At 48.9% G+C, this 25,697-nt stretch carries 21 protein-coding genes; 7 read left to right on the top strand and 14 right to left on the bottom strand.

Going from position 1 to position 25,697, the window contains the following annotated elements:
- Positions 1-117: 117 nt before the first annotated feature.
- The 9 genes from prpF to recO all read right to left on the bottom strand — a co-directional run bounded on the left by prpF (position 118) and on the right by recO (position 10,679).
- Positions 118-1,287 (bottom strand): 2-methylaconitate cis-trans isomerase PrpF, encoded by a 1,170-nt coding sequence (gene prpF / locus ACTHSX_RS09285; protein WP_440377475.1) that lies wholly within the window; start codon positions 1,285-1,287, stop codon positions 118-120.
- Between the two features lie 117 nt (positions 1,288-1,404).
- Positions 1,405-4,011: a Fe/S-dependent 2-methylisocitrate dehydratase AcnD gene (gene acnD, locus ACTHSX_RS09280; RefSeq protein WP_440377474.1), complete on the bottom strand. Its 2,607-nt coding sequence runs from the start codon at positions 4,009-4,011 to the stop codon at positions 1,405-1,407.
- A 402-nt stretch (positions 4,012-4,413) separates the two neighbouring features.
- Positions 4,414-5,568: a bifunctional 2-methylcitrate synthase/citrate synthase gene (gene prpC, locus ACTHSX_RS09275; RefSeq protein ID WP_440377473.1), complete on the bottom strand. Its 1,155-nt coding sequence runs from the start codon at positions 5,566-5,568 to the stop codon at positions 4,414-4,416.
- 84 nt (positions 5,569-5,652) lie between these two features.
- Positions 5,653-6,528 carry a methylisocitrate lyase gene (gene prpB, locus ACTHSX_RS09270; protein WP_039862334.1) on the bottom strand — a complete coding sequence of 292 codons (876 nt, stop codon included), beginning with the start codon at positions 6,526-6,528 and terminating at the stop codon, positions 5,653-5,655.
- Between the two features lie 765 nt (positions 6,529-7,293).
- Positions 7,294-7,716 carry a hypothetical protein gene (locus ACTHSX_RS09265; RefSeq protein ID WP_440377472.1) on the bottom strand — a complete coding sequence of 141 codons (423 nt, stop codon included), beginning with the start codon at positions 7,714-7,716 and terminating at the stop codon, positions 7,294-7,296.
- Between the two features lies 1 nt (position 7,717).
- Positions 7,718-8,518, bottom strand: a complete 801-nt coding sequence (locus tag ACTHSX_RS09260; RefSeq protein ID WP_440377497.1) for an NUDIX domain-containing protein — start codon at positions 8,516-8,518, stop codon at positions 7,718-7,720.
- 154 nt (positions 8,519-8,672) lie between these two features.
- Positions 8,673-9,050, bottom strand: a complete 378-nt coding sequence (gene acpS / locus ACTHSX_RS09255; protein ID WP_440377471.1) for a holo-ACP synthase — start codon at positions 9,048-9,050, stop codon at positions 8,673-8,675.
- 89 nt (positions 9,051-9,139) lie between these two features.
- Entirely contained in the window at positions 9,140-9,868 is a 729-nt protein-coding gene (gene pdxJ, locus ACTHSX_RS09250) for a pyridoxine 5'-phosphate synthase (RefSeq protein ID WP_440377470.1), read from the bottom strand.
- 67 nt (positions 9,869-9,935) lie between these two features.
- On the bottom strand, positions 9,936-10,679 hold the full coding sequence (gene recO / locus ACTHSX_RS09245) for a DNA repair protein RecO (protein ID WP_440377469.1): 744 nt from the start codon (positions 10,677-10,679) through the stop codon (positions 9,936-9,938).
- Between the two features lie 140 nt (positions 10,680-10,819).
- On the opposite strand from recO, the gene ACTHSX_RS09240 reads away from it, so the two are divergent.
- Together ACTHSX_RS09240 and ACTHSX_RS09235 are read left to right on the top strand one after the other, a co-directional pair.
- Positions 10,820-12,262, top strand: a complete 1,443-nt coding sequence (locus ACTHSX_RS09240) for a patatin-like phospholipase family protein (RefSeq protein WP_440377468.1) — start codon at positions 10,820-10,822, stop codon at positions 12,260-12,262.
- Positions 12,263-12,375: 113 nt separating this feature from the next.
- Positions 12,376-13,110, top strand: coding sequence for an epoxyqueuosine reductase QueH (locus ACTHSX_RS09235; RefSeq protein ID WP_004520363.1), 735 nt, complete (start codon positions 12,376-12,378; stop codon positions 13,108-13,110).
- 51 nt (positions 13,111-13,161) lie between these two features.
- Here the strand turns inward: ACTHSX_RS09235 and ACTHSX_RS09230 are convergent, their stop codons facing one another.
- Positions 13,162-13,494 (bottom strand): stress response protein, encoded by a 333-nt coding sequence (locus ACTHSX_RS09230; protein ID WP_315112858.1) that lies wholly within the window; start codon positions 13,492-13,494, stop codon positions 13,162-13,164.
- 403 nt (positions 13,495-13,897) lie between these two features.
- Between ACTHSX_RS09230 and nrdA the strand changes: the two genes are divergently transcribed.
- The 5 genes from nrdA to yfaE all read left to right on the top strand — a co-directional run bounded on the left by nrdA (position 13,898) and on the right by yfaE (position 19,198).
- Positions 13,898-16,177, top strand: a complete 2,280-nt coding sequence (gene nrdA / locus ACTHSX_RS09225) for a class 1a ribonucleoside-diphosphate reductase subunit alpha (RefSeq protein WP_440377467.1) — start codon at positions 13,898-13,900, stop codon at positions 16,175-16,177.
- Between the two features lie 179 nt (positions 16,178-16,356).
- Positions 16,357-17,037, top strand: coding sequence for a hypothetical protein (locus ACTHSX_RS09220; RefSeq protein WP_293276420.1), 681 nt, complete (start codon positions 16,357-16,359; stop codon positions 17,035-17,037).
- A 213-nt stretch (positions 17,038-17,250) separates the two neighbouring features.
- Complete coding sequence (gene nrdB / locus ACTHSX_RS09215) at positions 17,251-18,384, top strand: class Ia ribonucleoside-diphosphate reductase subunit beta (RefSeq protein ID WP_107831932.1); 1,134 nt, start codon at positions 17,251-17,253, stop codon at positions 18,382-18,384.
- Between the two features lie 75 nt (positions 18,385-18,459).
- Positions 18,460-18,837 carry a DUF6979 family protein gene (locus tag ACTHSX_RS09210; protein ID WP_440377466.1) on the top strand — a complete coding sequence of 126 codons (378 nt, stop codon included), beginning with the start codon at positions 18,460-18,462 and terminating at the stop codon, positions 18,835-18,837.
- A gap of 61 nt (positions 18,838-18,898) precedes the next feature.
- A complete protein-coding gene (gene yfaE / locus ACTHSX_RS09205) occupies positions 18,899-19,198 on the top strand; it encodes a class I ribonucleotide reductase maintenance protein YfaE (RefSeq protein ID WP_003686421.1) in 300 nt (99 codons plus the stop codon).
- Between the two features lie 76 nt (positions 19,199-19,274).
- On the opposite strand, the gene ACTHSX_RS09200 is transcribed toward yfaE, so the two are convergent.
- From ACTHSX_RS09200 to gyrA, 4 genes are all read right to left on the bottom strand, one after another.
- Complete coding sequence (locus ACTHSX_RS09200) at positions 19,275-19,844, bottom strand: acetate uptake transporter (RefSeq protein ID WP_204787980.1); 570 nt, start codon at positions 19,842-19,844, stop codon at positions 19,275-19,277.
- A 134-nt stretch (positions 19,845-19,978) separates the two neighbouring features.
- Complete coding sequence (gene aroD / locus ACTHSX_RS09195; RefSeq protein WP_440377465.1) at positions 19,979-20,728, bottom strand: type I 3-dehydroquinate dehydratase; 750 nt, start codon at positions 20,726-20,728, stop codon at positions 19,979-19,981.
- A gap of 27 nt (positions 20,729-20,755) precedes the next feature.
- Positions 20,756-22,597: an excinuclease ABC subunit UvrC gene (gene uvrC, locus ACTHSX_RS09190; protein ID WP_440377464.1), complete on the bottom strand. Its 1,842-nt coding sequence runs from the start codon at positions 22,595-22,597 to the stop codon at positions 20,756-20,758.
- 64 nt (positions 22,598-22,661) lie between these two features.
- Entirely contained in the window at positions 22,662-25,433 is a 2,772-nt protein-coding gene (gene gyrA, locus ACTHSX_RS09185; protein ID WP_440377463.1) for a DNA gyrase subunit A, read from the bottom strand.
- Positions 25,434-25,697 lie beyond the last annotated feature (264 nt).

Below are 25,697 nucleotides of genomic sequence, written 5' to 3'. Positions count from 1 at the left end.
GTGTTTAGTCAGGCTTAATGCCCAATCCTAATCTCCATTGCAGGTATCGCTACCCGACTAAAATCTGCTTATTTGGTTTTCAGACGGCCTTGTTTAATGCTGCGGCCGTCTGAAAACTTAAAAGCAATCTTCCGGCACTCGGACTTGTCCTTCCATAATCACGCGTGCGCTACGGCTCATGACCGCTTTGGTGGCCGTCCATTGTCCGTCCTGACATTCGGCGGCGGCACCGACACGCAGTGTGCCTGACGGATGACCGAAACGGACTTCTTTACGCGCTCCGCCTCCGGCTGCAAGGTTGACCAGCGTTCCGGGCACGGCGGCGGCGGTAGCGATGGCAACTGAAGCGGTGCCCATCATGGCGTGGTGCAATTTGCCCATGCTCAGCGCGCGTACCAATAAGTCGATGTCGGCAGCTTTGACGGTTTTTCCGCTTGAGGCGGTGTAATCGGCCGCAGGGGCGACAAAAGCAACTTTCGGAGTATGGGCGCGGGTGGCAGCTTCGGATACGTCGCTGATCAAGCCCATTTTCAGCGCGCCATACGCGCGGATGGTTTCAAATTTTTCCAGAGCTGCGGCATCGTTATTGATGTCGTCTTGCAACTCTTTGCCTGTGTAGCCCAAATCTGCGGCATTCAAGAAAATGGTTGGAATGCCGGCATTGATAAGCGTGGCTTTCAGACGGCCTATATTCGGCACATCAATTTCATCGACCAAATTGCCGGTCGGGAACATACTGCCTTCGCCATCGGCCGGATCCAGAAATTCGATTTGCACTTCGGCTGCCGGAAACGTTACGCCGTCAAGCTCAAAATTGCCTGTTTCCAAAACTGCGCCGTTTTGCATCGGTACATGGGCAATAATGGTTTTGCCGATGTTTTTCTGCCAGATTTTGACGGTACACAGGCCGTCTGAAGGGATTTTGGATTTATCGACCAAGCCTTGTTCGATGGCAAATGCGCCCACGGCGGCGGTCAGATTACCGCAGTTGCCGCTCCAATCGACAAAAGGTTTGTCGATGGAAACTTGTCCGAACAAATAATCGACATCGTGATCGGCGCGTTCGGATTTGTCCAAAATCACGGCTTTACTGGTGGACGAACTGGCGTTACCCAAACCGTCAATCTGTTTGCCGTAAGGGTCGGGGCTGCCGAGTACGCGCAAGAGGATTTTGTCGCGTGCCTCGCCTGCTTCCTGCGCAGCAGCCGGCAGATCGGTACGTTTGAAGAAAATGCCTTTAGATGTACCACCGCGGTAGTAAACGGCTGGAATTTTAATTTGCGGCATTTCGGGTTCTCCTTTGTATTTTTAGTATGGTTTTTTCAGACGGCCTCTCAAACATTCGAGGCCGTCTGAAAACCTTTTTGAGCGTAGCCTGGGCATTTTGACGATACCCGATTTACCTTACGCTGCATTTCCTTCTAAGAAGTCTTGTGCGAAACGTTGCAACACGCCACCGGCTTCATATACCAACACTTCTTCTGCGGTATCGAGGCGGCAGGTCACCGGAACTTCGACGGTTTCGCCGTTTTTACGGTGAATCACGAGGGTCAGGTCGCAGCGCGGTCTGCGTTCGCCGACAACGTCGTAGGTTTCCGTACCATCCAGTTGCAGGGTGTGGCGGTTGGTACCTGGTTTGAACTGCAGCGGCAATACGCCCATACCGATTAAGTTGGTACGGTGGATACGCTCGAAGCCTTCGGCAACAATCGCTTCCACGCCGGCGAGGCGTACGCCTTTTGCAGCCCAGTCGCGGCTTGAACCTTGACCGTAGTCCGCACCGGCAATGATGATGAGCGGCTGTTTACGGTTCATATAGGTTTCGATGGCTTCCCACATACGCATCACTTGGCCTTCAGGTTCAACACGAGCAAGCGAGCCTTGGCGTACGGTGCCGTCTTCGTTTCTCACCATTTCGTTAAACAGTTTCGGATTGGCGAAGGTTGCGCGTTGGGCAGTCAAGTGGTCGCCGCGGTGGGTTGCGTAAGAGTTGAAGTCTTCTTCAGGCAAACCCATTTTCGCCAAATATTCGCCTGCGGCACTGCTGGCCAAAATCGCATTGGATGGCGAGAGATGGTCAGTGGTGATGTTGTCGGGCAAAATCGCCAGCGGACGCATACCTCTTAATGTGCGTTCCCCTGCCAGCGCGCCTTCCCAGTAAGGTGGGCGGCGGATATAGGTGGACATTGGACGCCAGTCGTACAGTGGGCTTGGTGCTTTTTGCGCTGTGCCGGTATCGAACATCGGGATATAAACGTCGCGAAATTGTTGCGGTTTCACATATTCGGCAACGATGGCATCGATTTCTTCGTCGGTAGGCCAAATATCTTTCAGGCGGATTTCTTTGCCGTCTGCAACGCCGAGTACGTCGTTTTCAATATCAAAACGGATGCTGCCTGCCAGCGCGTAGGCAACGACCAACGGAGGCGAAGCGAGGAAAGCCTGTTTTGCATACGGATGGATACGGCCGTCGAAGTTTCGGTTGCCTGACAATACGGCGGTAGCGTACAAATCGCGGTCGATGATTTCCTGCTGGATTTTCGGATCCAGCGCGCCGCTCATGCCGTTACAGGTGGTACATGCGAAGGCAACGATACCGAAGCCGAGTTTTTCCATTTCAGGCAGCAGGCCTGCTTCTTTCAAATAGATTTCGGCTACTTTTGAACCCGGGGCAAACGAAGATTTCACCCAAGGTTTGCGTTGCAAGCCAAGACGGTTGGCATTGCGTGCCAACAGCGCGGCGGCGACAACGTTGCGCGGATTGGAAGTATTGGTGCACGAAGTAATCGCGGCAATAATCACTGCACCGTCAGGCATTTGGCCGTCTGAAGGCTCTTCGTAAGGTTTAGCCAAGCCTTTGCTGGCCAAATCGGCAGTCGCAAAACGGGCATGCGGGTTACTTGGGCCTGCCATATTGCGCGTTACGCTGCTCAAATCAAATTTCAAAACGCGAGGATAAACGGCGGTTTTCAAGGCATCTGCCCACAAGCCTGCGGTTTTGGCGTAGATTTCTACCAATTTCACTTGCGCGTCGTCACGACCGGTCAGTTTCAAATAATCAATGGTTTGCTCATCAATAGCGAACATCGCGGCAGTCGCACCGAACTCAGGGGTCATGTTGGAAATAGTGGCACGGTCGCCGATAGACAGGCTTCTTGCGCCCTCACCGAAAAATTCGACAAATGCGCCAACCACGCGCTCTTTACGCAAGAATTCGGTCAGTGCCAACACGATGTCGGTGGCAGTAATGCCCGGTTGGCGTTTGCCGGTCAGCTCAACGCCGACAATATCAGGCAGACGCATCATGGATGCACGACCCAACATTACGGTTTCGGCTTCCAAACCGCCCACGCCTACGGAAATCACGCCCAGTGAATCGACGTGCGGCGTATGTGAATCTGTACCGACACAGGTATCAGGGAACGCTACACCGTTTTTGACTTGGACAACCGGCGACATTTTTTCCAAGTTGATTTGGTGCATAATGCCGTTGCCCGCAGGAATCACGTCCACATTTTCAAAAGCGGTTTTTGTCCAGTTGATGAAGTGGAAACGGTCTTCGTTACGTCGATCTTCGATTTCGCGGTTTTTGCGGAAGGCATCAGGATCGTAGCCGCCGCATTCAACGGCCAAAGAGTGGTCGACGATGAGCTGGGTTTGCACCACAGGATTCACTTTGGAAGGATCGCCGCCTTTTTCTGCAATCGCATCGCGCAAGCCTGCCAAATCCACCAACGCTGTCTGACCCAGAATATCGTGACACACCACGCGTGCCGGATACCAAGGAAAGTCGATTTCCTGTTTTCCCTCAATCAGCTGGCCCAGCCAGCTTTGCAGCGTAGACAGGTCGACTTTGTCTGCGCGGTTGACCAAGTTCTCAGCCAAGATACGGCTTGTGTAAGGCAGCTTATCGTAAGAGCCTGGTTTGATGTCTTCACACGCCTGACGTGCGTCGTAATATTCCAAATCCGTACCGGGCAAAGCTTTGCGGTAACGTTGGTTGGCAGTCATGTCGGTTCTCCTAAATCTATTATTTTTTTGGTTTTGGGGTTTCAGACGGCCTGTTGATTCGGACCTTTAGGCCGTCTGAAACCATAAATTCTGTTTTATTGCTTGTTGTCTAAAAATCTATTCGCGGTATGAAAAAAAATTGCTGCTCTGCTACCATCATTCCCGTATAGACGGAAATCCAAACTCAAATCTTTCAGTACTCTTTACAGCAGAACATTTCAACTTTTGAATTTCTGCCTGTATGGGAATGACGACAGCAGAGCAGCATGTTTTCCAAACGGCCGGCTCTCTCTCTCGCATACTGCACTAGGCCGTCGAAAAACGAAAACATCATTTATTCATTGTTTTCAAACGGCATTTCGAGATGGGGCGGGCTGGCGGCCCACCCTGCTGTTACGCGTATTAGCGGTTTTCAATCTCCACGAATGCCAAATCTTCAGGGCCTGTGTAGTTTGCGCTCGGACGGATGATTTTGCCGTCTTTGCGTTGCTCGAGAACGTGTGCGCTCCAACCGGTTGTACGGGAAATCACGAACAGCGGTGTGAACATAGCGGTCGGTACGCCCAATTTTTGGTAGGAAACGGCAGAGAACCAGTCCAGATTCGGGAACATTTTTTTCTCTTCCCACATCACGCTTTCCAAACGTTCGGCAATGTCAAAGAGGCGCATATCGCCGGTTTCTTTGCTCAAACCGCGTGCCACTTCTTTAATGACAACGTTGCGAGGGTCGGAGATGGTGTACACCGGATGACCGAAACCGATCACGATTTCTTTGCGGCCGATGCGTTCGCGAATGTCGACTTCGGCTTCGTCGGCATTGCGGTAGCGTTTTTGAATATCGTAAGCCACTTCGTTCGCGCCGCCGTGTTTCGGACCTTTCAACGCGCCGATTGCACCGGTAATGCTGGAGTACATATCAGAGCCTGTACCGGCAATCACGCGGGCAGTAAAGGTAGAAGCGTTGAACTCGTGTTCAGCATACAGAATCAGTGAAACGTGCATGGCTTTGATGTGTGATTCGCTTGGGCGTTTGCCGTGCAACAGGTGCAGGAAATGACCGCCGATGGTCTCTTCGTCGCTTTCAACTTCAATGCGTTTGCCGTTGTGCGAATATTGATACCAGTACAAGAGGATGCTGCCGAGGCTGGCGATCAGTTTGTCGGCGATGTCGCGCGCTTCACTTTCCGGATGGCTTTCACGTTCAGGATGAACGCAGCCCAGCATGGATACGCCGGTACGCATCACGTCCATCGGATGGGTATGTGCAGGCAGGCTTTCCAAAACTTTGATCACACGGATAGGCAGGCCGCGCATGGATTTGAGCTTGGCTTTATAAGCGGCCAGCTCGAATTTGTTGGGCAGATGACCGTGAATCAGCAGGTGGGCGACTTCTTCAAACTCGCATTTTTGTGCCAAATCCAAGATGTCGTAACCGCGATAGCTCAAATCGTTGCCGGTACGGCCAACGGTACACAATTCGGTATTACCGGCCGCAACGCCAGAAAGCGCAACGGATTTTTTAGGTTTGAAGGTCGGGGTTTGAGTAGTTTCAGTCATGGTATTTCTCCTTTGTATTTTTATGGGTTTTATTTTTCAGACGGCCGATGCGGATTTGTTGAAAGGCCGTCTGAAAGCGGTTACTTATTTTTGAAACAATTTATCCAGTTTTTGCTCGAAGGCATGATAGTTCAGATGCTCGTACAGCTCGGCACGGGTTTGCATACTGTCAACCACTGCGGCCTGAGTGCCATCGCGCATAATCGCTTCATAAACATTCAGAGCGGCTTTGCTTGCTGCGCGGAATGATGACAGCGGATATAGAACCAGTGACACACCGTTTTCAGCCAGCTCGCTTTGAGTATAAAGCGGAGTAGAACCAAACTCGGTAATGTTGGCCAATACAGGTACTTTCACTGCATCTGCAAATTGGCGGTACATTTTCAAATCAGTCATGGCTTCAGGGAAAATCATGTCTGCACCGGCTTCGACACAAGCTTGGGCGCGTTCGATAGCAGCATCCAAACCTTCTACCGCCAGCGCATCGGTACGCGCCATAATCACAAAGTTCTCATCAACGCGCGCATCTACGGCAGCTTTGATACGGTCGACCATTTCATCTTTAGAAACGATGGCTTTGTTCGGACGGTGGCCGCAGCGTTTTTGCGCTACCTGATCTTCGATGTGAACCGCTGCAACACCAGCGCGTTCAAAGTTGCGAATGGTACGGGCAATATTGAATGCACCGCCCCAACCCACATCAATGTCCACCAGCAGAGGCGTATCCACGTTGTCCGTAATGCGTCGCGCGTCGATCAGTACGTCTTCCATTGTGGTAATGCCCAAATCAGGGATACCGCAAGAGCAGGCTGCCACGCCGCCACCAGACAGATAGATTGCTTTGAAACCGCTTTGAGTGGCCAATCGTGCAAAATAAGCATTGACGCAACCGACTACGGCAAGAGGATTCGATTCTTTCACGGCTTGGCGGAAACGTGCTCCGGCAGAGTGTTGACTCATCATATTTCTCCTTTATAGACTTTTTTTCAGTATTAATCGGACGGCTCGTTTTTTCACAACTTGAAACGACCCGTTTAAAAAGAAACAATCGTTCTAAAAACTGTTTTCAGACGGCCTGTAAAATTTCAATCATCAACCATCTGAAAATTTAAAATCAATAAATACAAATAGTTATCAAAACCAATAAATACAATAAGGCTGAAGCGGAGGCGTACGTTTTTTAATTTTTATTAATCAAAATATGAATTCGATTGGAGATACAGATATTTTAAAACCCGAAACGTTTGTAGGAATGCGGAAACTGGATTCGGGTCGAGAGCCTTCAGACCGTTGCGACTGCCAATAAGCTGGCAGCGACGGGAGCGGCAGAGATGGGAGAAAATCTATAACAAGAGAGAGTGGTTTGATACAGATTCATGATGATGTTCCTTTGTAGTGCGATGTAGTTTTTATTTATGGAAACAAATTTAAAAAATAAAACCGGTCTTGTCAAACACTTTTTTCAAAAAAATTATAAAAAATTCAGTTATTAATAAACGATTTTTTCACAACAAATGTAAAAAACGGACAGGCTGTACCACATCAAACCCTTGTGTGGCCTAGCTTCTGTCCGTTTTGTGTTTTTGGCTGATAGTCAGAATAATTGTAAACAATCTATCTAAAAATAATTTATAATTGATTCATTTATAAAGAACTTTTAAATATGCCGTCTAAAAAAATTAAAATTTTTTGCCTTTAAATTTTCAGACGGCCTTTGCATGATGACTACTCTGCACTAAATGCCGTCTGAAAAGTCTGCTTGCCAATGGTAATGTCGGCAGTGTAATCATGGCGACCTTCGACGCAAAACGGCAAGCGGATTTGCGCAGCCTGCCAACTTTGTGGCGATTGTTGCGTCAGGTTGTAGCGGTTGAAGCCCATGTCCATGTTTTTCATACTGAAACTGATACTAACCGAGCCCGTATTCTTCGGCACATTTTCTACCACAATATCAAAAGGCTCGTGTGTATTGATAGAGGTCGCTCGCACTTTTGAACCGTCAGGCAGGACGCAGCCTTGTGTCAAACTACATTCGACTACATTCGCTTTTGTCTGTTGCCGCTGCCACCAATCCAAAAGCAGCAGTTTGGCCACCGCAAACACAATCAGTAAAACAGCGGCAATCAGTAGTTTTTGATTTTTACTCATTTCAGACGGCCTCAATGTCATTATCGGTCAAAACGGCATGCACACCCATGCTCTGCCACTGTTCGCGATAAATGGAAACCATGCTTTCCGGAGCTGCCACAATCAGCGGCATAGCCACGCCTTGCGCCAAAATATCGACAACTTGCTTGGCTGCCGCTTCATTCGCTACTTTCCATACGACAGCATCGGCATTTTGCACCTGCTGCCATTGTTCGGCATTTTCAATGATTGGCCACACGCTGGGCGCTTCTATCGGCTTGCCTTGTTGCCAATCGGCAAAATCCAGCAATACGGCAGAGGCGGTTTGATGAGCCAATCCATATGGCGCAACATGATATTCGCCCATGCTGTTTTGACCGCTCAAGCCGCTGTTCAGACGGCCTTGAAGCTGGCGCGGAATAGAGAGGGAACGTAATAATGCGCTATTGGCAGGCAACATCGGCGCAACGGTAAAATCCCCTGCCTTTTGCCATGCCCATTTCTGCCCTTCCCTCGATTGGATTTCGCCCGTCCATTGGTCGGCTTCCACCCATAAAAAATGCAGGTGTACATGTGCGTGTTCGTAGGAATGGACTTTCGTCAGCCACGGCGTAGCAGCAAGGATACGGATACCGAGTTCTTCTTCAAACTCGCGCTGCAAGGCTTGAAAATCACTTTCGCCTGCCTCAACCTTGCCGCCGGCAAATTCCCAATAACCGGCATACGGTTTACCCTCTGGGCGGGAACTGAGCAGGTAGCGGCCGTTTTGGTCGAGCAAAATTCCGGCAACCACTTGTACCAATGGACGTGTGTCTTCAGTCATCATGAGCTTATTCTTATATGCAACAGGCAGAGATACCTGCCAATTTATGCGTAAAAAAAACGATGTCGGGCCTATACGCCCGACCTTCAACAAATATCTAACCCTTCAGGCCGTCTGAAAAGGATGCTCTATTTCAGAATACCTAAATCCGGCCTTATTTTTCCGCAATGACAAAAGCCATGACGGTATCCTCTTCATCGCTCATACTGAGATGACAGCTTCGGACGCCCTGCTCCTCCAGCCATTTGGTCAAAGCCGGTGCAAAAAACAACTCAGGTTTACCCAATGCGTCATGTCCGACACCGATATTGCGGAAAGACACCACGCCGCGTATGCCCGTACCGACGGCTTTAGCAAAAGCTTCTTTGGCGGCAAAGCGTTTGGCAAGATAGTTGACCGGTTTGCCTGCCTGAGGAAACTCCAACAGCTCTTCCGGGCTGAGAATGCGTTGCGCAAATGCCAGTCCGAATTTTTTGTTTAGGCGGATAATGCGTTTGAGGGAAACAATATCTGTACCTATTCCGTAAATCATGGGTCTGCTCCTTGTTTAAATAGTCAGGCCGTCTGAAAAATGCGGCTACCGGCCCAAGCAAATTGCCTTAGCCGGTATGGCTGATGCCGTTAAGGCAGCATTCTGGCTCTGAACATGACTTCCTTCATTTGGCGGACAGCTTCAGGCAGGCCGAGGAAGAGTGCTTGGGAAATCAGCGAATGGCCGATGTTCAACTCACGGATGGCGAGAATTTGGGCAATCGGCGTAACGTTGTGAATGGTCAGGCCGTGTCCGGCGTTAACGACCAAACCCAAATCGCTGGCGTAATGCGCGCTGTTTTGAATCCGCTCAAATTGTTTCATTTGCTCGGCGTGGCTGTGCGCATCGGCATATGCACCGGTGTGCAACTCGATAACGGGCGCGCCGACATCATAAGCGGCTTGGATTTGCGCGTTGTCGGCATCGATAAACAAGGACACGCGGATGCCTGCGTCGGTCAGGATTTTAGTGAACTCAGCCACTTTATCCTGTTGCGCCAATACGTCCAAACCGCCTTCTGTGGTTACTTCTTGACGTTTTTCAGGCACGAGGCACACATCTTCCGGCATGACGTTGAGCGCGTTTTCCAGCATTTCTTCCGTCAGCGCCATTTCCAAATTCAGACGCGTGCGGATGGCGTTTTTAACGGCGAACACGTCCGCATCTTTAATGTGGCGGCGGTCTTCACGCAAGTGCATGGTAATTAAATCAGCGCCGTGGGTTTCCGCAATCAGCGCCGCTTCGACAGGGCTGGGATAAATCGTACCGCGCGCATTGCGGACGGTGGCAATATGGTCGATATTTACGCCTAACAACATAATAATGTCCTTTCTTTAAGGTTTCAGACGACCTAAGCCTTTACCTACAAAGGCCGTCTGAAAAAATTCAACTGCCCAAACCAAACTGCTGCAACTGCTGCAAAACCTGTCTTGATTTGATGCCCTCGGGGAGAAGGTTGTCAATCAAAAGCCGCGTTACTTTCAAAGCCTGCCCCAGACTTTCCTGATGAACGAAACTACCTTCCCTCAAATCGATTAAAGTCGCCCCCGATACGGCAACGCCTTTATTGAGCGTATGGAAACGGTCGGCCTCGGCCAAAGGCACCACAGCCTCTTCTGGTGTGAGCCAATAAGTTTCTTCACCGTTGATTTCATTTCCGTTGCCGTCATGGAACAAATCGGGGGCAAAGCCCAAGCGTGTCAACAACGACCATTCAAAACGGCGCAAAGCGGCAATATGGTTGGCCTCGCAACAGATGGTTTTCATGGTCTCTGCCAAAACATCATAAAGCTCGGGCAACGAGTCTTCGCGGACGGTCAATTTCAGCATCAACTCGTTCACATACAATCCGCTGAACAAAGCCCTGCTCTGCGGCTGCGGCCAACCGCCTATCCATTCGGCGCGATGCAGGGTCTTCAACTCTTGCGAGCCATACCAAGATGCGCTCACCGGCACAAACGGCACCAACACGCCACGCAACTCGCTTTGCCGTTTACGCGCGCTTCTTGCCAACAAAGCCACCCGTCCATAACGGCGGCTGAAAGCTTCCACCCACAAGCTGCTCTCGCGCCACGGGGCAGAAGCAAGCAGAAAGATAGGTTCGTGGTTGATGCGGTTTGGTTGCGCCATAAGGGTTTGGAAAGATAAAGAGTATGTCGATTATAACGGAAAATCGATGCAAAAAGGCCGTCTGCAAATCTGCCTTCTATAAAGGCCGTCTGAAAACCTTTATAATCCATTTTGAATGAACAACCGACTTTCCTGTGTTTATGCCAAAATTTCCTTTTAAATCCGCCATTTCCCTGCTCTCCGCAGCCCTATTATCCGCCTGCTCGCTGGTGAAATATCAGCCTGTCGCCGGTATTGATACGGTCGACCTGAAACGCGGCTATCGCTTTGAAACCAGCCGGCTTCAGCACAACGATGAAGACGATACGCTTGTTGTGTTGATGTTCTCCGGCGGCGGTACGCGCGCGGCGGCATTGGGTTATGGCGTGTTGGAGCAGCTTCATAAGCAACAGATTACCATCGGTGGCAAAAAACAGTCTTTGATGTCGAATGTCGATGTGGTGGTCGGCGTATCCGGAGGCTCGGTTTTGGCGGCTTATTTTGCACTCAAGGGCGAAGAAACCATTCCCTTGTTTTATAAACGTTTCCTACACCAAAACTTCCAACGCCAAGTTGTCAAACAAGCATTTTCCATGTCCAACCTGCCCCGACTGGCCTCGCCTGAATACGGACGCGGTGATCTGTTACAGGAGCAGTTTGAAAACTACCTTTTCGGCAAAACCACTTTCCGCGATTTGGAAATGAACCGCAAAGGCCCGTTTGCCATCATTTCCGCCACCGATATGGGCATAGGCGAGCGTTTTAATTTCACGCAAGAATATTTCGACCCGATGTGTATCGACTTGGGCGACTTGCGACTTGCCCGCGCCGTCGCAGCTTCAAGCTCCGTGCCTATGGTATTTGCACCGATTACCCTAAACAACAACGGCGGACGCTGCAACTACACACCGCCGATCAAAATCGAAGATGCAGACGACAGCGAAACAGGCAGACAACAAAGCCGCACCATAAAAGAATTTTACGAGCGCTTCCAAAAATACGCAGACGGGAAAAACCGACCCTACATCCACCTGATAGACGGCCGCCTGACCGACAATCTGGGTATGCGTAGCCTTTTGGATATGACGGAAATGTACCCGGAAAAAATCCTGACAAACAAAATCCTGCAAAACAACATCCGCCATATCGTCGTCATCAACGTCAATGCGCAAAACCAAGTCAGCAGCAATTTGGACAAAACTGCGGCCGTTCCCGGTTTCCGCGACGTCGTCTCCTCCATCGTCAATATCCCCATTGACCAAAACTCGCAAGAATCCCTGCGCCGTTTCCGTGCCTTCGTCGATCAGTGGAATAAAGACAAACAAACCGACGGCATCAGCTTCTCCTTCGTCAGCCTCAACCTCAAAGACCTCCCTCCTTCCGAGTTGAGGGAAAAAGTATTGAACATTCCGACCAGTTTTTATCTGCCACCAGAAGATGTGGACAACCTGCGCACCGCCGCGGCCGAACTGATGAAGCAGTCGCTGGACTATCGCAACCTGCTGGCAGAATTTGCGGCACACCCCAATCCAGACACCATCTTCGCAGCCCCGCCTCTGGATGAACAAGAGTTCAAGCCATTGAACGAAAAGAAAAAGCAGTAACAAACTGTTCCATAAAGTATTGCTCTGTTAAAATAGACAAATAGATTTCAACCCCTTCAGACGGCCTCAGAGATAAAGGCCGTCTGAAAAAATATCAAAAACAGAATACAACCATGACCGAAAAAACCACGCCTATCGTTACCGATATTGACCGCCCTATTCTCGTTCCGCCCGGCGGCCATAAAAAAGTCCTGCTGCATTCCTGCTGCGCCCCATGTTCCGGCGAAGTGATGGAAGCCATGCTTGCCAGCGGCATCGAATACACCATTTATTTTTACAACCCCAATATCCATCCACACAAAGAATATATGTTGCGCAAAGAAGAAAATATGCGCTTTGCGGACAAATTTGGCATCCCTTTTGTCGATAAAGACGATGACTACGAAAACGACCGTAAAGAATGGTTCGCCAAAGCCAAAGGCATGGAATTCGAACCCGAACGCGGTATCCGCTGCACCATGTGTTTCGACATGCGTTTTGAAAAAGCGGCGCAATACGCCCATGAAAACGGCTTTCATGTCTTCACCAGCTCACTGGGCATTTCACGCTGGAAAGACATGAAACAAATTAACGGCTGCGGCCATCGCGCTGCCGAGCCGTACGATGACTTGGTTTATTGGGATTTCAACTGGCGCAAAGGCGGCGGCAGCGCACGCATGATTGAAATCAGCAAGCGCGAGCATTTCTACCAACAAGAATATTGCGGTTGCGCCTACTCCCTGCGTGACTCCAATGCCCACCGCAAATCGCAAGGCCGCATCCCCATCAAGCTGGGCGTGTTGTATTACGGTGATGAATCCACCCAATACGAGCCTCAAGCCGAAAACAAAATCATTGTTGAGAAATAAATATCAAAGGCCGTCTGAAACATTCAGACGGCCTTTGTTTAAATCAGACGATTAACGGCGGCGGAATTTGCCGTGATCAAAATCATCAAATGCCTGATAAGCAGCTTGGCATTGAATTTTTTGCTCGGCATAAGGCAAACCGCGGAACGCTTTTGCCGCTTTACGGTTTTCCCTCAACTCGGCCTTGTTGCCTTTGTAGCGATACCAAGCGGCACGACGTTCAAGGTATCTCTTACAAGCAGGATGCAATTTGTTTTTCTTTACCTGCTGGTGTTTGCTCACATGATGGCCATGCGGTTGGGCCGCTGCTTCGACAGAATAAATACCCAAGCTCAATACGGCAACCGCTGCCAGTGCAGAACCTAAAGTTTTCAGTGTCAACATGATTCGCTCCCGGTTTAGGTCGGATAGTTTCTCAATTATATGCCTCGCTGATACATCAACAAACCGCCTAATGTGTTGCATGACAGGCGATTGTCATCAATTACGACATTATCCTTCTTGCTTTGCAAAATTTAACACACCTTCTATTTAGACAGACACCGAAGATAAATTTCTTTATTTCATAAGCCTCTAGCCAATGTTTAACCAAATGTGATGCAAATACAAAATAATGCCGAATCGCCACAAAGCCACATGAAACCTAGTCTGAGCCTTCCCCCTTCTTAATCAGCCCCCGAAAAAAGCGCATTGTCAAGTCTAGTTAAACAAAAAAAAATACATTATATTGTGCCGTTCAAAGCAATCAAATACCGTATCTTGTGTTTTTTAATGGGAAGACTGAATAATGAATGCAGCAACGAATATTAAAGTAACCAAACGCGACGGACGCTTGGAAGATATCAATTTAGACAAAATCCACCGTGTTGTTACTTGGGCGGCGGAAGGCTTACAAAACGTCTCCGTATCGCAAGTCGAGCTTAAATCACATATTCAGTTTTACAACGGTATCCGTACAGACGACATCCATGAGACCATCATCAAGGCCGCGGCCGACCTGATCTCACAAGATACGCCCGATTATCAATATCTGGCCGCCCGCCTCGCCATTTTCCATCTGCGCAAAATCGCTTATGGCGAATTCGAACCGCCTCACCTCTACGATCACGTTAAAAAACTGACCGAAGCAGGCAAATACGACCGCCACATCATCGCAGATTACAGTCGCGAAGAATTTGACGAGCTGAATGCCTATATCGACCACAGCCGCGATATGACCTTCTCTTATGCTGCCGTAAAACAGCTAGAAGGCAAATATCTGGTTCAAAACCGCGTTACCCGCCAAATTTATGAAACGCCGCAGTTTTTATACATTTTGGTAGCCATGTGTCTCTTCAGCAAATATCCGAAAGAGACCCGTTTGGATTACGTCAAACGCTTTTACGACGCCGTTTCCACATTCAAAGTATCGCTGCCTACACCTATCATGAGCGGCGTGCGTACGCCTACCCGTCAATTCTCAAGCTGCGTATTGATTGAATGCGACGACAGCCTCGACTCCATCAACGCTACCACGAGCGCGATTGTAAAATACGTTTCCCAACGCGCAGGCATCGGCATCAACGCCGGCCGTATCCGTGGCTTGGGCAGCGAAATCCGTGGCGGCGAAGCACAACACACCGGCTGTATCCCATTCTTCAAAATGTTCCAAGCGGCCGTTAAGTCCTGCTCGCAAGGTGGCGTACGTGGCGGCGCGGCAACCTTGTTCTACCCATTGTGGCACATTGAAGCCGAAAGCCTGTTGGTATTAAAAAACAACCGCGGCGTAGAAGACAACCGTATCCGCCAACTGGACTACGGCGTACAAATCAACCGCCTGCTGTACACCCGTTTGATCAAAGGCGGCAACATTACCCTGTTCTCGCCGAATGAAGTGCCGGGTTTGTATGATGCCTTCTTCGCCGACCAAGATGAATTCGAGCGCCTCTATACTCAATACGAGCAAGACCCGAATATCCGCAAACGTACTTTGCCGGCAACAGAATTGTTCTCCACTCTAATGCAGGAGCGTGCCGGTACCGGTCGTATCTATATCCAAAACGTTGACCACTGCAACACGCACAGCCCGTTTGATCCGCGCGTTGCGCCTGTTCATCAGTCCAACTTGTGTATGGAAATCGCCCTGCCGACCAAACCGCTGGACAATATCAATGATCCGAACGGCGAAATTGCCTTGTGTACCCTGTCCGCCTTCAACTTAGGCGCATTGAACAACTTGGACGAACTGGAAGAGCTTGCCGATTTGACCGTACGCGCACTTGATGCCCTGCTGGATTATCAAGACTATCCGGTTGCAGCAGCACGCACCGCAACCATGAACCGCCGCACACTCGGCATCGGCGTCATCAACTACGCCTACTATCTGGCGAAAAACGGCGTACGTTACAGCGACGACTCCGCCCTCGGCCTGACCCACCACACCTTTGAAGCCATGCAGTATTACCTGCTCAAAGCATCGGTAAACCTTGCCAAAGAATACGGCGCATGCCCGCTCTTCAACCAAACCGTTTACTCGCAAGGCAAACTGCCTATCGATACCTACAAAAAAGACTTGGACGCCGTGTGCAGCGAGCCTTTGCACTACGACTGGGAAAGCCTGCGCGCCGACATCGTCAAATACGGCCTGCGCAACTCTACCCTGACCGCACTCATGCCGTCTGAAACCAGTTCGCAAATCGCCAACGCCACCAACGGCATCGAGCCTCCACGCGGCCTGGTCAGTGTTAAAGCATCAAAAGACGGTATTTTGAAACAAGTCGTACCGGAATTTGAAACCCTGAAAGATGCCTACGAAACCTTGTGGCAGCTTCCCGGCAACGAAGGCTACCTGAAACTCGTCGGCGTAATGCAGAAATTTGTCGATCAATCAATTTCTGCCAATACCGCCTACGACCCGAACAAATTTGAAGGCAGCAAAGTTTCCATGAAACAAATGCTGAAAGACCTGCTGACCGCCTATAAATACGGCGTCAAAACCCTGTACTACCACAATACCCGCGACGGTGCGGACGATACGCAGGCCGATATTCAAGATGATGGCTGCGCAGGTGGGGCTTGTAAGATTTAAAACAGGTTAATTTTTGAAAGTATATCCAAGGCTTCTAGATAATAGAAGGCTTTAAGGATTTTCTTAAATTAGTCGCTCGTAGGTTGGATACTTGTATCCGACATCCAATAATTTGCGTTGAAGCTGTACTGTTTTATAGAAAATCTTGTTATTACCAAACTGAAAAGTAGATAAATATAATGGGAAAAAAGAAAAGTGATGATGCAACAGCAGTAGCCCTGTTTGTACTTGGCTTGATGTGTATTATTTTTGCTGTTGCTGTACCAGTTATTTTTTTGTATATCTATTTCCAATCAAAATCAGGTGTATATAGGTTGAGGGGAATGCTTACTGGGGATTCTACTTTTTGGCTAGATGATTTTGAAAAAAATCAATTTATCAATTTAAATAATGAAGTTCAAAAACAGAAAGAAATAATAGCGGCTGCACATTTATATGCTATAAAAAATAATGTCAGTAAAAATAAGGATGGTCGATATTCTGCAAGAAGCAATGCTGGAAAAAAAGTATTAAGTGTCCTCAGTAGCGCGGAACCGATTTATCAAGAAAGTAAAATTCAATTAAACTTATTGTCATTAGAGCCTAAGAATAATTGGGATAAATTAAATCAATGCCTAAAAAAACAGAATGCAGCAGTTTGGGGAATACTATTTTGGATTATTGTATTTATATGGCTAGTTTTTCCTATTAATAAGCAAATTATTGATTTTTCATCAGCAATGGGAGTCTTATTAGTTCCCGCTTTTCTTTCCTCTTTGAGTGCTGCTCTTTTTGCTGGCCTTGTTTATTTTGTTAGTAGAGGGGCCAAAAAAGTTCCTAAACCTCCAGTTGTTACAATAGAAAACTTAAATACTTACTAACAAACCCACGGCTCACATTAACAGCAAAGTAGGTTGGGGCTTGACCCAACAAAACCGCAAAACACAAACCAAATGTTGGGTTTGCAACCCAACCTACAGACCCGCAAAGGCCGTCTGAAAGCCGTTCCCTCCCCCGTTACCGACGACCTTTTGCCAAGCTCGAAACAAACAAACCGAATAGAAAGCCACCCCATGTCCTGCGAACACCTAACTATGTCATACAGCACCTTTTCCAAGACCAAAAACGACGCGTTGAAAGAGCCGATGTTTTTTGGTCAGCCGGTAAATGTCGCCCGTTATGACCAGCAGAAATACGAAGTATTTGAAAAACTGATTGAAAAGCAACTGTCGTTTTTCTGGCGGCCGGAAGAAATCGACGTGTCGCGCGACCGTATTGACTACGCCAATCTGCCCGAACACGAAAAACATATTTTCATCAGCAATCTGAAATACCAAACCCTGCTCGATTCGATCCAAGGCCGCAGCCCGAATGTTGCTTTCTTGCCTTTGGTGTCTATTCCCGAGCTGGAAACGTGGATTGAAACGTGGAGCTTCAGCGAAACCATCCACTCGCGCAGCTACACTCATATCATCCGTAATATCGTGAATGATCCTTCAGTCGTGTTTGATGATATTGTGCAAAACAAATACATTATCGCCCGAGCTGAAGACATTGCCTGCTATTACGATGATTTGATTGAATACACTCAGTATTACAATCTGTTGGGTGAAGGCACGCACAATGTCGGCGGCAAGCTTGTTACCGTATCTTTGCGCGAGTTGAAGAAAAAACTCTATCTCTGCCTGATGTGCGTCAACGTATTGGAAGCCATCCGCTTCTACGTTTCATTCGCCTGCTCTTTCGCCTTTGCCGAGCGCGAATTGATGGAAGGCAACGCCAAAATCATCAAACTGATTGCCCGTGATGAAGCCCTGCACCTGACCAGCACCCAGCATATGCTCAACCTGATGCGTGCCGGTGCCGATGATCCTGAAATGGCTGAAATTGCGAATGAATTGCAGGACGAGTGTTTCAACCTCTTCAAAAAAGCAGCCGAGCAGGAAAAAGAATGGGCGGCCTATCTGTTTAAAGACGGCTCAATGATTGGCCTGAACAAGGAAATTCTGGCTCAATACGTTGAATACATTACCAATCTGCGTATGCAGGCGGTTGGTCTTCCTGCCGGATTTGAAGGTGCGACCCAAAATCCGATTCCTTGGATCAACGCATGGCTGTCTTCTGACAATGTACAGGTTGCGCCGCAAGAAGTGGAAATTTCCTCTTACCTGATTGGTCAGATTGATTCGGAAGTCAATGCCGACGATTTGGGCGATTTCGAGCTGTAAACCGCGTTTCAGACGGCCTTTGGGCGTAACCGGCCGTCTGAAAATCTCTTTTCAATCCTCAAGGTATAACCAAAAATGAAGATTTATGGCGACATTGCGGTAAAAGCAGCTGAATCATATTCTAAATATGAAGATATGGAACAAGCTTGGACAGAGATTGCGGCATCATTTCCCATCAAGGAGTCAATTAGAAAAAAAGGATGCCCAAAGAATGCATTTTTGGGATTGTGTCGTGCGGGGTTGGTTAAAGGAATCAACCCGGAAAAAGTCAAAACCAAACATTCCAAAAACGGAGAATATGCCGTTACAGCGGTCAGCCTTTTAAAAAATGATCCCGAATGGGCAAATCAGAAAAAATCCGTTTTCTGGCGCGAAATTGTGGGTAATGAAAAAAAATATAACAGCCAGCTTCATGTCGTTTTGGCCTTGTGGGAAAAAGGCTTGATTATTTGAATTTATATATTTAAGGCCGTCTGAAACATTGTTCAGACGGCTTCTATGCCCTAAAACACACATGGCACTCATCAGCACACACGACAAAACCTTCCAACTCCAACAAGGCGAAACCTTATTGGAGGGCTTGGAGCGCACCGGACACGAGGTTGAATACCAATGTCGCAGCGGTTATTGCGGTTCATGCCGGGTCAAAATCTTGGATGGAAAAGTCTCTTATGATAATTTTCCACTCGCTTTTGTCGCGCCCGGAGAAATTTTGCCGTGCTGCTGCCGGGTTACTGAAGACATTAAGCTCGATTGTCGAGAGCGCATCAAAGAGCCGGATTTATTTGATGTCGATTTATTTGAAGACAAATAAAAAATGCCGTCTGAACATTGCGGTCGAAATCTTTGATTTCATTTCCACCGTTCAGACGGCATTTTTATAGTTAAGCTTATTTACGCTCGCCAACCGGCAAAACAGTACGGCCGAAAGATTCGTTGATGACCTCTGCCGCTGCCAAGTAGAACGCGCCAAGTGCAGTTACCAAGCCTAAGCAACCGCCGATATGGACGATGCTGTGGTTTTGCATACCATCGCCAATACCCAAAGCAAAGAAAGTCAGCGTCAAGCAAAAGAAAATACCGCTCAATACTTTAGGCTTGGTCAAAGTGGCCACAAACATCATCAGCGAAAACATACCCCATGCGCAGAGATACCAGCCGATAAATGCCGGAGCTGTTTCACCTTTGAAAAAGATGGTAAACAAAGCCCATGTCCACCAGAAGGCACCATAGCTGATAAAAGCGGTAAAGCCAAACGTATTGCCTTTCTTGAACTCAAACATACCGGCAATAACTTGGGCGATACCACCAAAGGCGAGAGCCATGCCCAAAACTAAGCCGACACCCTCTTGAGCAGTAAAAAAGCCGCCGTTAATCAGACTGAGCAACCAAGTTGTCAATGCAAAGCCACACAGGCCTACTGGACCTGGGTTCGCCAGGTTTTCTTTAGTAGTAGTCATTTTATTTCTCCTCTAGTTATTAAAATAGGAAGCCTATTGTTACCTATTTTATTTAGAATTGAAAGAAAAAAATGATAAAAAATCAGTCCATCTGAAAAATATTTTTCAAATGGACTTAAATGTTAATAATTAAATTATCCTAAAATAGCCAGGATTTTCCTCAATTCATTGGCATCAATTTGACCGGGAGCCGACGTTTTTCCTGCTGCACCAAAGGTTACGGCTGAGCCGAAAGCCGAGCCGGCCAGACGACTGATCGCACCGATTTTATTCATAGACATAGTAATAATCGGGCAGTTTATACTTTGTGAAACTTCATACGTTGCCTGCAATAAAGTCAATACATCTTGCGGAGATTGCGGCATCACGGCAATTTTACAGATATCCGCTCCCCACTCGGCCATTGTTTTCAGACGGCCTGTAATGTCTGCCAAAGATGGCGTAGCTTGAAAATCGTGATTGCAAAGTAAAGCGGCAGTTTGATACTCATGCGCCCAAGCAATGGCTTGTTTTACGCTGCTTTCCTCGGCAAAAAGCTCGATGTCGATCATATCGGCTTGTTTGGAACAGATGATTTTTTCCAATAATTCAAAATAATAGTCGTCAGAACAAGGTGCATTGCCACCCTCTTGCGCCCTTCTAAACGTAAACAGTAAAGGCTTGTCAGGAAAAGCCTGTCGGACAATGCCTAATTGCTCGGCAATAAAATCGGCATCAAGCGCCTCTTGGAAAAAATCCGCACGAAATTCAATAATGTCAAAAGCCGTCTCTTTCAATACGCGCAAAGCCTGCTCCAATTCCTGCGTATTGGCGGCCACCAGCGGTACGGCAATTTTAGGCAGGCCTTTGCCGATCTCGATATTTTTGATGATGACAGGTTTCATATTGTTCCTTTTTGCTATTCAAGCCAATCAGTGCAGATGCTCGTAAATGGTTTCCGCCAATGCTTTGCTAATGCCTTCCACTTTTTCCAAGTCCTCGCGGCTGGCCGCAATCACGCCGCGCAGACCGCCGAATCGGGTGAGCAATGCTTGGCGGCGTTTGCTGCCGATACCGGGGATTTCGCTGAGTGAGGAAGTAACACGTGCTTTGTCGCGTTTTTTGCGGTGGCCTGTAATAGCAAAGCGGTGCGACTCATCGCGTACGGTTTGCAATAAATGCAACGCCGGGCTGTTGGGCGGCAGGCGGAAAACTTCGCCGGTAAAAGGCAGTATGAGTTCTTCCATACCTGCTTTGCGCTCGGGGCCTTTGGCGATACCGACCAAAGGAATATGCAGCCCGAGCTCTTCCCATACCGATACGGCTACGCCGATTTGCCCTTTGCCGCCGTCAATCAACACGACATCCGGCCATTTGACGCTTTCGCCGTTGGCTTCGGCTTCCTGCATTTTGCCGTAACGGCGCGTCAACACTTCGCGCATAGCGGCGTAGTCGTCGCCGGGCTTGGCGGTTGTGATGTTGTAGCGGCGGTATTGCGAAGGCTGGATGTTTTGCTCATCATACACAACGCAGGACGCAATAGTGGCCTCGCCTTGCGTGTGGCTGATATCGAAACATTCAAGGCGGTTGAGGCCGTCTGAATCCATGCCGAGGATTTTGGCCAATTCATCAATACGGTGTTGCTGGCTGCTTTGTTGCAGTCGGCGTTGTGCAATCGCCATTTGCGCGTTTTGTTCCGCCATTTTCAACCAGACTTTGCGTTCGCCTATGGTTTTGGTGACAAACTGCATCTGCTTGCCGTGTTCGCCTTCCAAAGCCTCTTTCAGCGCATCAGGAATAGGAAAGTTGCTGATGATGATGTCGGGTTTGCTTTTGCCCAGATAATGTTGGGCGACGAAGGCTTCGGCGTAATCTTGTCCGTTGGGCTCGGGATCGTTTTTGGTGTCGGGGAAAAAGCTTTTGTCGCCGACGTGCCGGCCGCCGCGGATGCTGACCCAGTGTACGCATACCAGGCCGTCTGAAACCGCCAGCGCGAGCAAATCGATATCGTTGGGATTGTTCGGATTTTTACTGTCGATAAACTGATTACTCTGCATAATACCGAGCGCTTGAATTTGATCGCGGTAACGGGCGGCTTCCTCAAATTGTAGATTGGCGGCGGCGGTTTGCATTTTGTGTTGCAAGGTGCGCGTCAGTTCATCGGTTTTGCCATTGAGGAAAGTCGCGGCTTCACGCACGCTGTCGCGATAATCTTCTTCGCTGATGTAGCCGACACAAGGAGCAGTACAGCGTTTGATTTGGTAAAGCAGACAAGGACGGTCGCGGTGTTCAAACACACTGTCTTCGCAGGTACGCAACATAAAGACTTTTTGCAACACTTGAATACTGTCGCGCACGGCGTTGCTGTTTGGATACGGACCGAAATATTGATTAGGCTTCTTCAGCGTGCCGCGGTAATACGCCATTTGCGGATATTGATGGCCGCTGAGCATCAAATATGGATAGCTTTTGTCATCGCGGAAAAGAATATTGTATTTCGGCGACAGGGCTTTGATGAAGTTGTTTTCGAGAATCAGCGCTTCGGCTTCAGAACGAGTGATGGTGGTTTCGATATGGTGAACCTGTTTTACCATCAATGCGATGCGCGGCGAATGGTCATTTTTTTGGAAATAGCTGGAAACGCGCCGCTTGAGATTGACCGCTTTGCCGACATACAAAACATTATTGTCTTCGTCAAAAAAACGGTACACGCCCGGCAGATTAGGCAGATTTTTCAGAAAAAGAGGTAAATCGAACGGTTCGGTTGCGCTCACGGGATTTTCTTTTGGAATAAGCAGGCCGTCTGAAAATTTTTCAGACGGCCTTTTTCATTGACGTTTAAGATTCTTGAGATGGAGTATCTTCAGTTTCTACCACTTGGTTTTCAGCTGCATCGCTTTCTAAAGGGGATTCATCTTCAGCCTCTTCAGCCACGCGTTCCAAGCTGACCAAAGTTTCGCCTTCATCCAGATTAATCAGGCGGACACCTGCGGCAGCACGGCCAGTCTCGCGGATTTGCTCAACTTTGGTACGAATCAGGACGCCGCCACTGGTAATCAGCATCAGGTCGTCAGTTTCGCTGACCAAAGTCGCGGCAACCAAATCGCCGTTGCGCTCGCCGGTATTGATGGCGATATTGCCTTGGCCGCCTTTGTTTTTACGGCTGTAATCGGCAATCGGGGTGCGTTTGCCATAGCCGTTGGCGGTAGCGGTTAATACTTGCAAATCGCTTTGCTCGGCTTCAGGGGCGAAGGTAATCAGGCTGACAATCTTGCCATCGGCCGGCAGGCGCATACCGCGCAAACCGCCGCTGCCGCGACCGGACGGACGGACACCATGTTTGCCGCTTGGCAATGCGTTTTCGGCATTTTCATCATCCAGGCCGTCTGAATCTTCGTTTTCGGTTTCGATATCAGCATCTTCTGCTTCATCGTTACCGGATTTTTCCCAATATTCGTTAAAGCGGATGGCTTTGCCCAAGTTGGAGAACAACATAATGTCGTCCGCACCGCCGGTTTGCGCTGCGCCGACCAAGTAATCGCCTTCTTTAAGCGCGATGGCTTTAATGCCTTGGCTGCGGACGTTTTTAAACGCAGACAGCTGGACTTTTTTCACCATGCCTTGTGCAGTGGCGAAGAAAACGTATTGGTCTTCCGGGAACTCGCGGACGGCCAAGATGGCGCTGACTTTTTCGCCCTCTTCCAATTGGATGACGTTGTTAATCGGACGACCGCGGCTGTTGCGGCCGCCCTCCGGCAGTTTGTACACTTTAATCCAATGGCACTTGCCCAAATTGGTGAAGCACATCAAATAATCATGCGTGTTGGCAACAAACAGGGTTTCGATAAAGTCTTCGTCTTTGGTTGCCGCTGCCTGTTTGCCGCGGCCGCCACGACGTTGCGCCTGATAATCGGTTGTCGGCTGGGTTTTAATGTAGCCGCCATGAGTCAGGGTAACGACCATTTCACGTTGCGGAATCAGGTCTTCATCGGCGATATCACCGCCAAACGGATTGATTTCACTGCGGCGTTCATCGCCGAAGTTGGCTTTAATATCTGCCAATTCTTCGCGGATGATTTGGGTAACGCGTTCAGGTTTGGAAAGAATATCCACGAAATCAATGATTTTGCTCATCAAATTTTTATATTCGCCGACAATTTCTTCCTGATCGAGGCCGGTCAGGTTGCGCAGGCTCATGCGCAGGATGGCATCGGCTTGCAATTCGCTCAGATAATAGCCTTGACTGTGCAGACCCAAATTTTCAGGCAAGCCTTCAGGACGCATCATTTGCAGGTCCAAATCCGTACGGCTGAGCATATCTTCAACCAAGCTGCTGCGCCATGGGCGGGACAGCAATTTTTCTTTGGCTTCCGGCGCATTGGCAGATTCTTTGATCAGACGGATGATTTCGTCGATATTGGACAAGGCTACCGCTTTACCTTCGGCAATGTGGCCTTCATGACGCGCTTTTTTCAGGCGGAACAGGGTACGGCGGGTAACGACTTCGCGACGGTGGCGCAGGAATTCGGACAGGATTTGTTTCAGGTTCAGCAAACGCGGCTGGCCGTCAACCAAGGCCACCATATTAATACCGAAGCTATCTTGCAGCTGGGTCAGTTTGTAGAGTTGGTTCAAAACGACTTCGGCATTTTCATTGCGTTTTAATTCGATTACAACACGCATACCGGATTTGTCGGACTCGTCGCGCAGGTCGGATACGCCTTCCAACGTTTTTTCGCGCACCAATTCGCCGATTTTCTCAACCAGCTTGGCTTTGTTTACTTGATATGGGATTTCATCAATTACAATGGCTTCGCGCTCGCCGTTTTTGCCAATAGGCTCGATATGGGTTTTACCGCGCATGACCACGCGGCCGCGGCCGGTTTTATAGCCTTCGCGCACGCCGCTCAAGCCGTAAATAGTCGCGCCGGTCGGGAAATCGGGCGCTTGGATGATGTTGATCAGCTCGTCGATTTCAGTTTCAGGCTCATCCAACAAGCGCAGGCAGGCATTGATGGTATCGCCCAAATTGTGCGGCGGGATATTGGTTGCCATACCGACGGCAATACCGGACGAACCGTTTACCAACAATGCAGGGAAACGGGTCGGCAATACCAGCGGCTCATGTTCGCTGCCGTCATAGTTGGGGCCGAAATTGACGGTTTCTTCTTCAATATCCGCCAACATTTCATGGGAAATTTTTTCCATGCGGATTTCAGTATAACGCATGGCTGCCGCGGCCAATCCGTCAACGGAACCAAAGTTGCCCTGACCGTCGATCAGTACATAACGCATGGAAAAATCTTGCGCCATGCGGACGATGGTGTCGTAAACAGCTATATCGCCGTGGGGGTGGTATTTACCGATAACGTCGCCGACGATACGCGCCGATTTTTTATAGGCGGAATTCCAGTTGTTTTTCAACTCGTGCATCGCGTACAACACGCGGCGGTGTACCGGCTTGAGACCGTCGCGGACATCCGGCAGGGCTCGACCCACAATCACGCTCATGGCGTAATCGAGGTAGCTCTTGCGCATTTCGTCTTCAAGGCTGACAGGCAGGGTTTCAAGTGCAAATTTATGGTCGTTGCGGATGGTTGCGTCGGTCATGATTATCTGTAATTTCGTATGGCAAAAATCTTGTTGATTCTACCACAAAACAAGCAGTTTATGGCTTTTGCGTGAAGGCCGAGACCTTTGCAAAATTCCTTTTCCCCAACAGCTGAAACCTAAATAAAGATTTTCGGCTGTTTTTGTTTCAAAGATCCACTGATCCTACTCAAATACCCCCTTAATCCCCCCTTGGATACCTGATAATCAGGCATCCGGCCGCTTTTTAGGCGGCAACAGGCGCACTTAGCCTGTTGGCGGCTT

Source organism: Neisseria sp. P0014.S002 (assembly GCF_051958295.1).
Lineage (GTDB): Bacteria > Pseudomonadota > Gammaproteobacteria > Burkholderiales > Neisseriaceae > Neisseria > Neisseria flavescens_B.
Note: the sequence above shows the minus strand (reverse complement) of the source record. Positions and strands in the feature narration are given on the sequence as shown.

Coding starts and splice junctions, on each gene's coding strand:
- ACTHSX_RS09235 (WP_004520363.1), top strand. CDS start 12,376: ATGACCGAAAAAACCACGCCTATCGTTACCGATATTGACCGCCCTATT.
- ACTHSX_RS09265 (WP_440377472.1), bottom strand. CDS start 7,716: ATGAGTAAAAATCAAAAACTACTGATTGCCGCTGTTTTACTGATTGTG.
- acpS (WP_440377471.1), bottom strand. CDS start 9,050: ATGATTTACGGAATAGGTACAGATATTGTTTCCCTCAAACGCATTATC.
- ACTHSX_RS09240 (WP_440377468.1), top strand. CDS start 10,820: ATGCCAAAATTTCCTTTTAAATCCGCCATTTCCCTGCTCTCCGCAGCC.
- recO (WP_440377469.1), bottom strand. CDS start 10,679: ATGGCGCAACCAAACCGCATCAACCACGAACCTATCTTTCTGCTTGCT.
- yfaE (WP_003686421.1), top strand. CDS start 18,899: ATGGCACTCATCAGCACACACGACAAAACCTTCCAACTCCAACAAGGC.
- prpB (WP_039862334.1), bottom strand. CDS start 6,528: ATGAGTCAACACTCTGCCGGAGCACGTTTCCGCCAAGCCGTGAAAGAA.
- ACTHSX_RS09260 (WP_440377497.1), bottom strand. CDS start 8,518: ATGACTGAAGACACACGTCCATTGGTACAAGTGGTTGCCGGAATTTTG.
- prpC (WP_440377473.1), bottom strand. CDS start 5,568: ATGACTGAAACTACTCAAACCCCGACCTTCAAACCTAAAAAATCCGTT.
- ACTHSX_RS09200 (WP_204787980.1), bottom strand. CDS start 19,844: ATGACTACTACTAAAGAAAACCTGGCGAACCCAGGTCCAGTAGGCCTG.
- pdxJ (WP_440377470.1), bottom strand. CDS start 9,868: ATGTTGTTAGGCGTAAATATCGACCATATTGCCACCGTCCGCAATGCG.
- nrdA (WP_440377467.1), top strand. CDS start 13,898: ATGAATGCAGCAACGAATATTAAAGTAACCAAACGCGACGGACGCTTG.
- ACTHSX_RS09230 (WP_315112858.1), bottom strand. CDS start 13,494: ATGTTGACACTGAAAACTTTAGGTTCTGCACTGGCAGCGGTTGCCGTA.
- gyrA (WP_440377463.1), bottom strand. CDS start 25,433: ATGACCGACGCAACCATCCGCAACGACCATAAATTTGCACTTGAAACC.
- prpF (WP_440377475.1), bottom strand. CDS start 1,287: ATGCCGCAAATTAAAATTCCAGCCGTTTACTACCGCGGTGGTACATCT.
- aroD (WP_440377465.1), bottom strand. CDS start 20,728: ATGAAACCTGTCATCATCAAAAATATCGAGATCGGCAAAGGCCTGCCT.
- ACTHSX_RS09210 (WP_440377466.1), top strand. CDS start 18,460: ATGAAGATTTATGGCGACATTGCGGTAAAAGCAGCTGAATCATATTCT.
- nrdB (WP_107831932.1), top strand. CDS start 17,251: ATGTCATACAGCACCTTTTCCAAGACCAAAAACGACGCGTTGAAAGAG.
- acnD (WP_440377474.1), bottom strand. CDS start 4,011: ATGACTGCCAACCAACGTTACCGCAAAGCTTTGCCCGGTACGGATTTG.
- ACTHSX_RS09220 (WP_293276420.1), top strand. CDS start 16,357: ATGGGAAAAAAGAAAAGTGATGATGCAACAGCAGTAGCCCTGTTTGTA.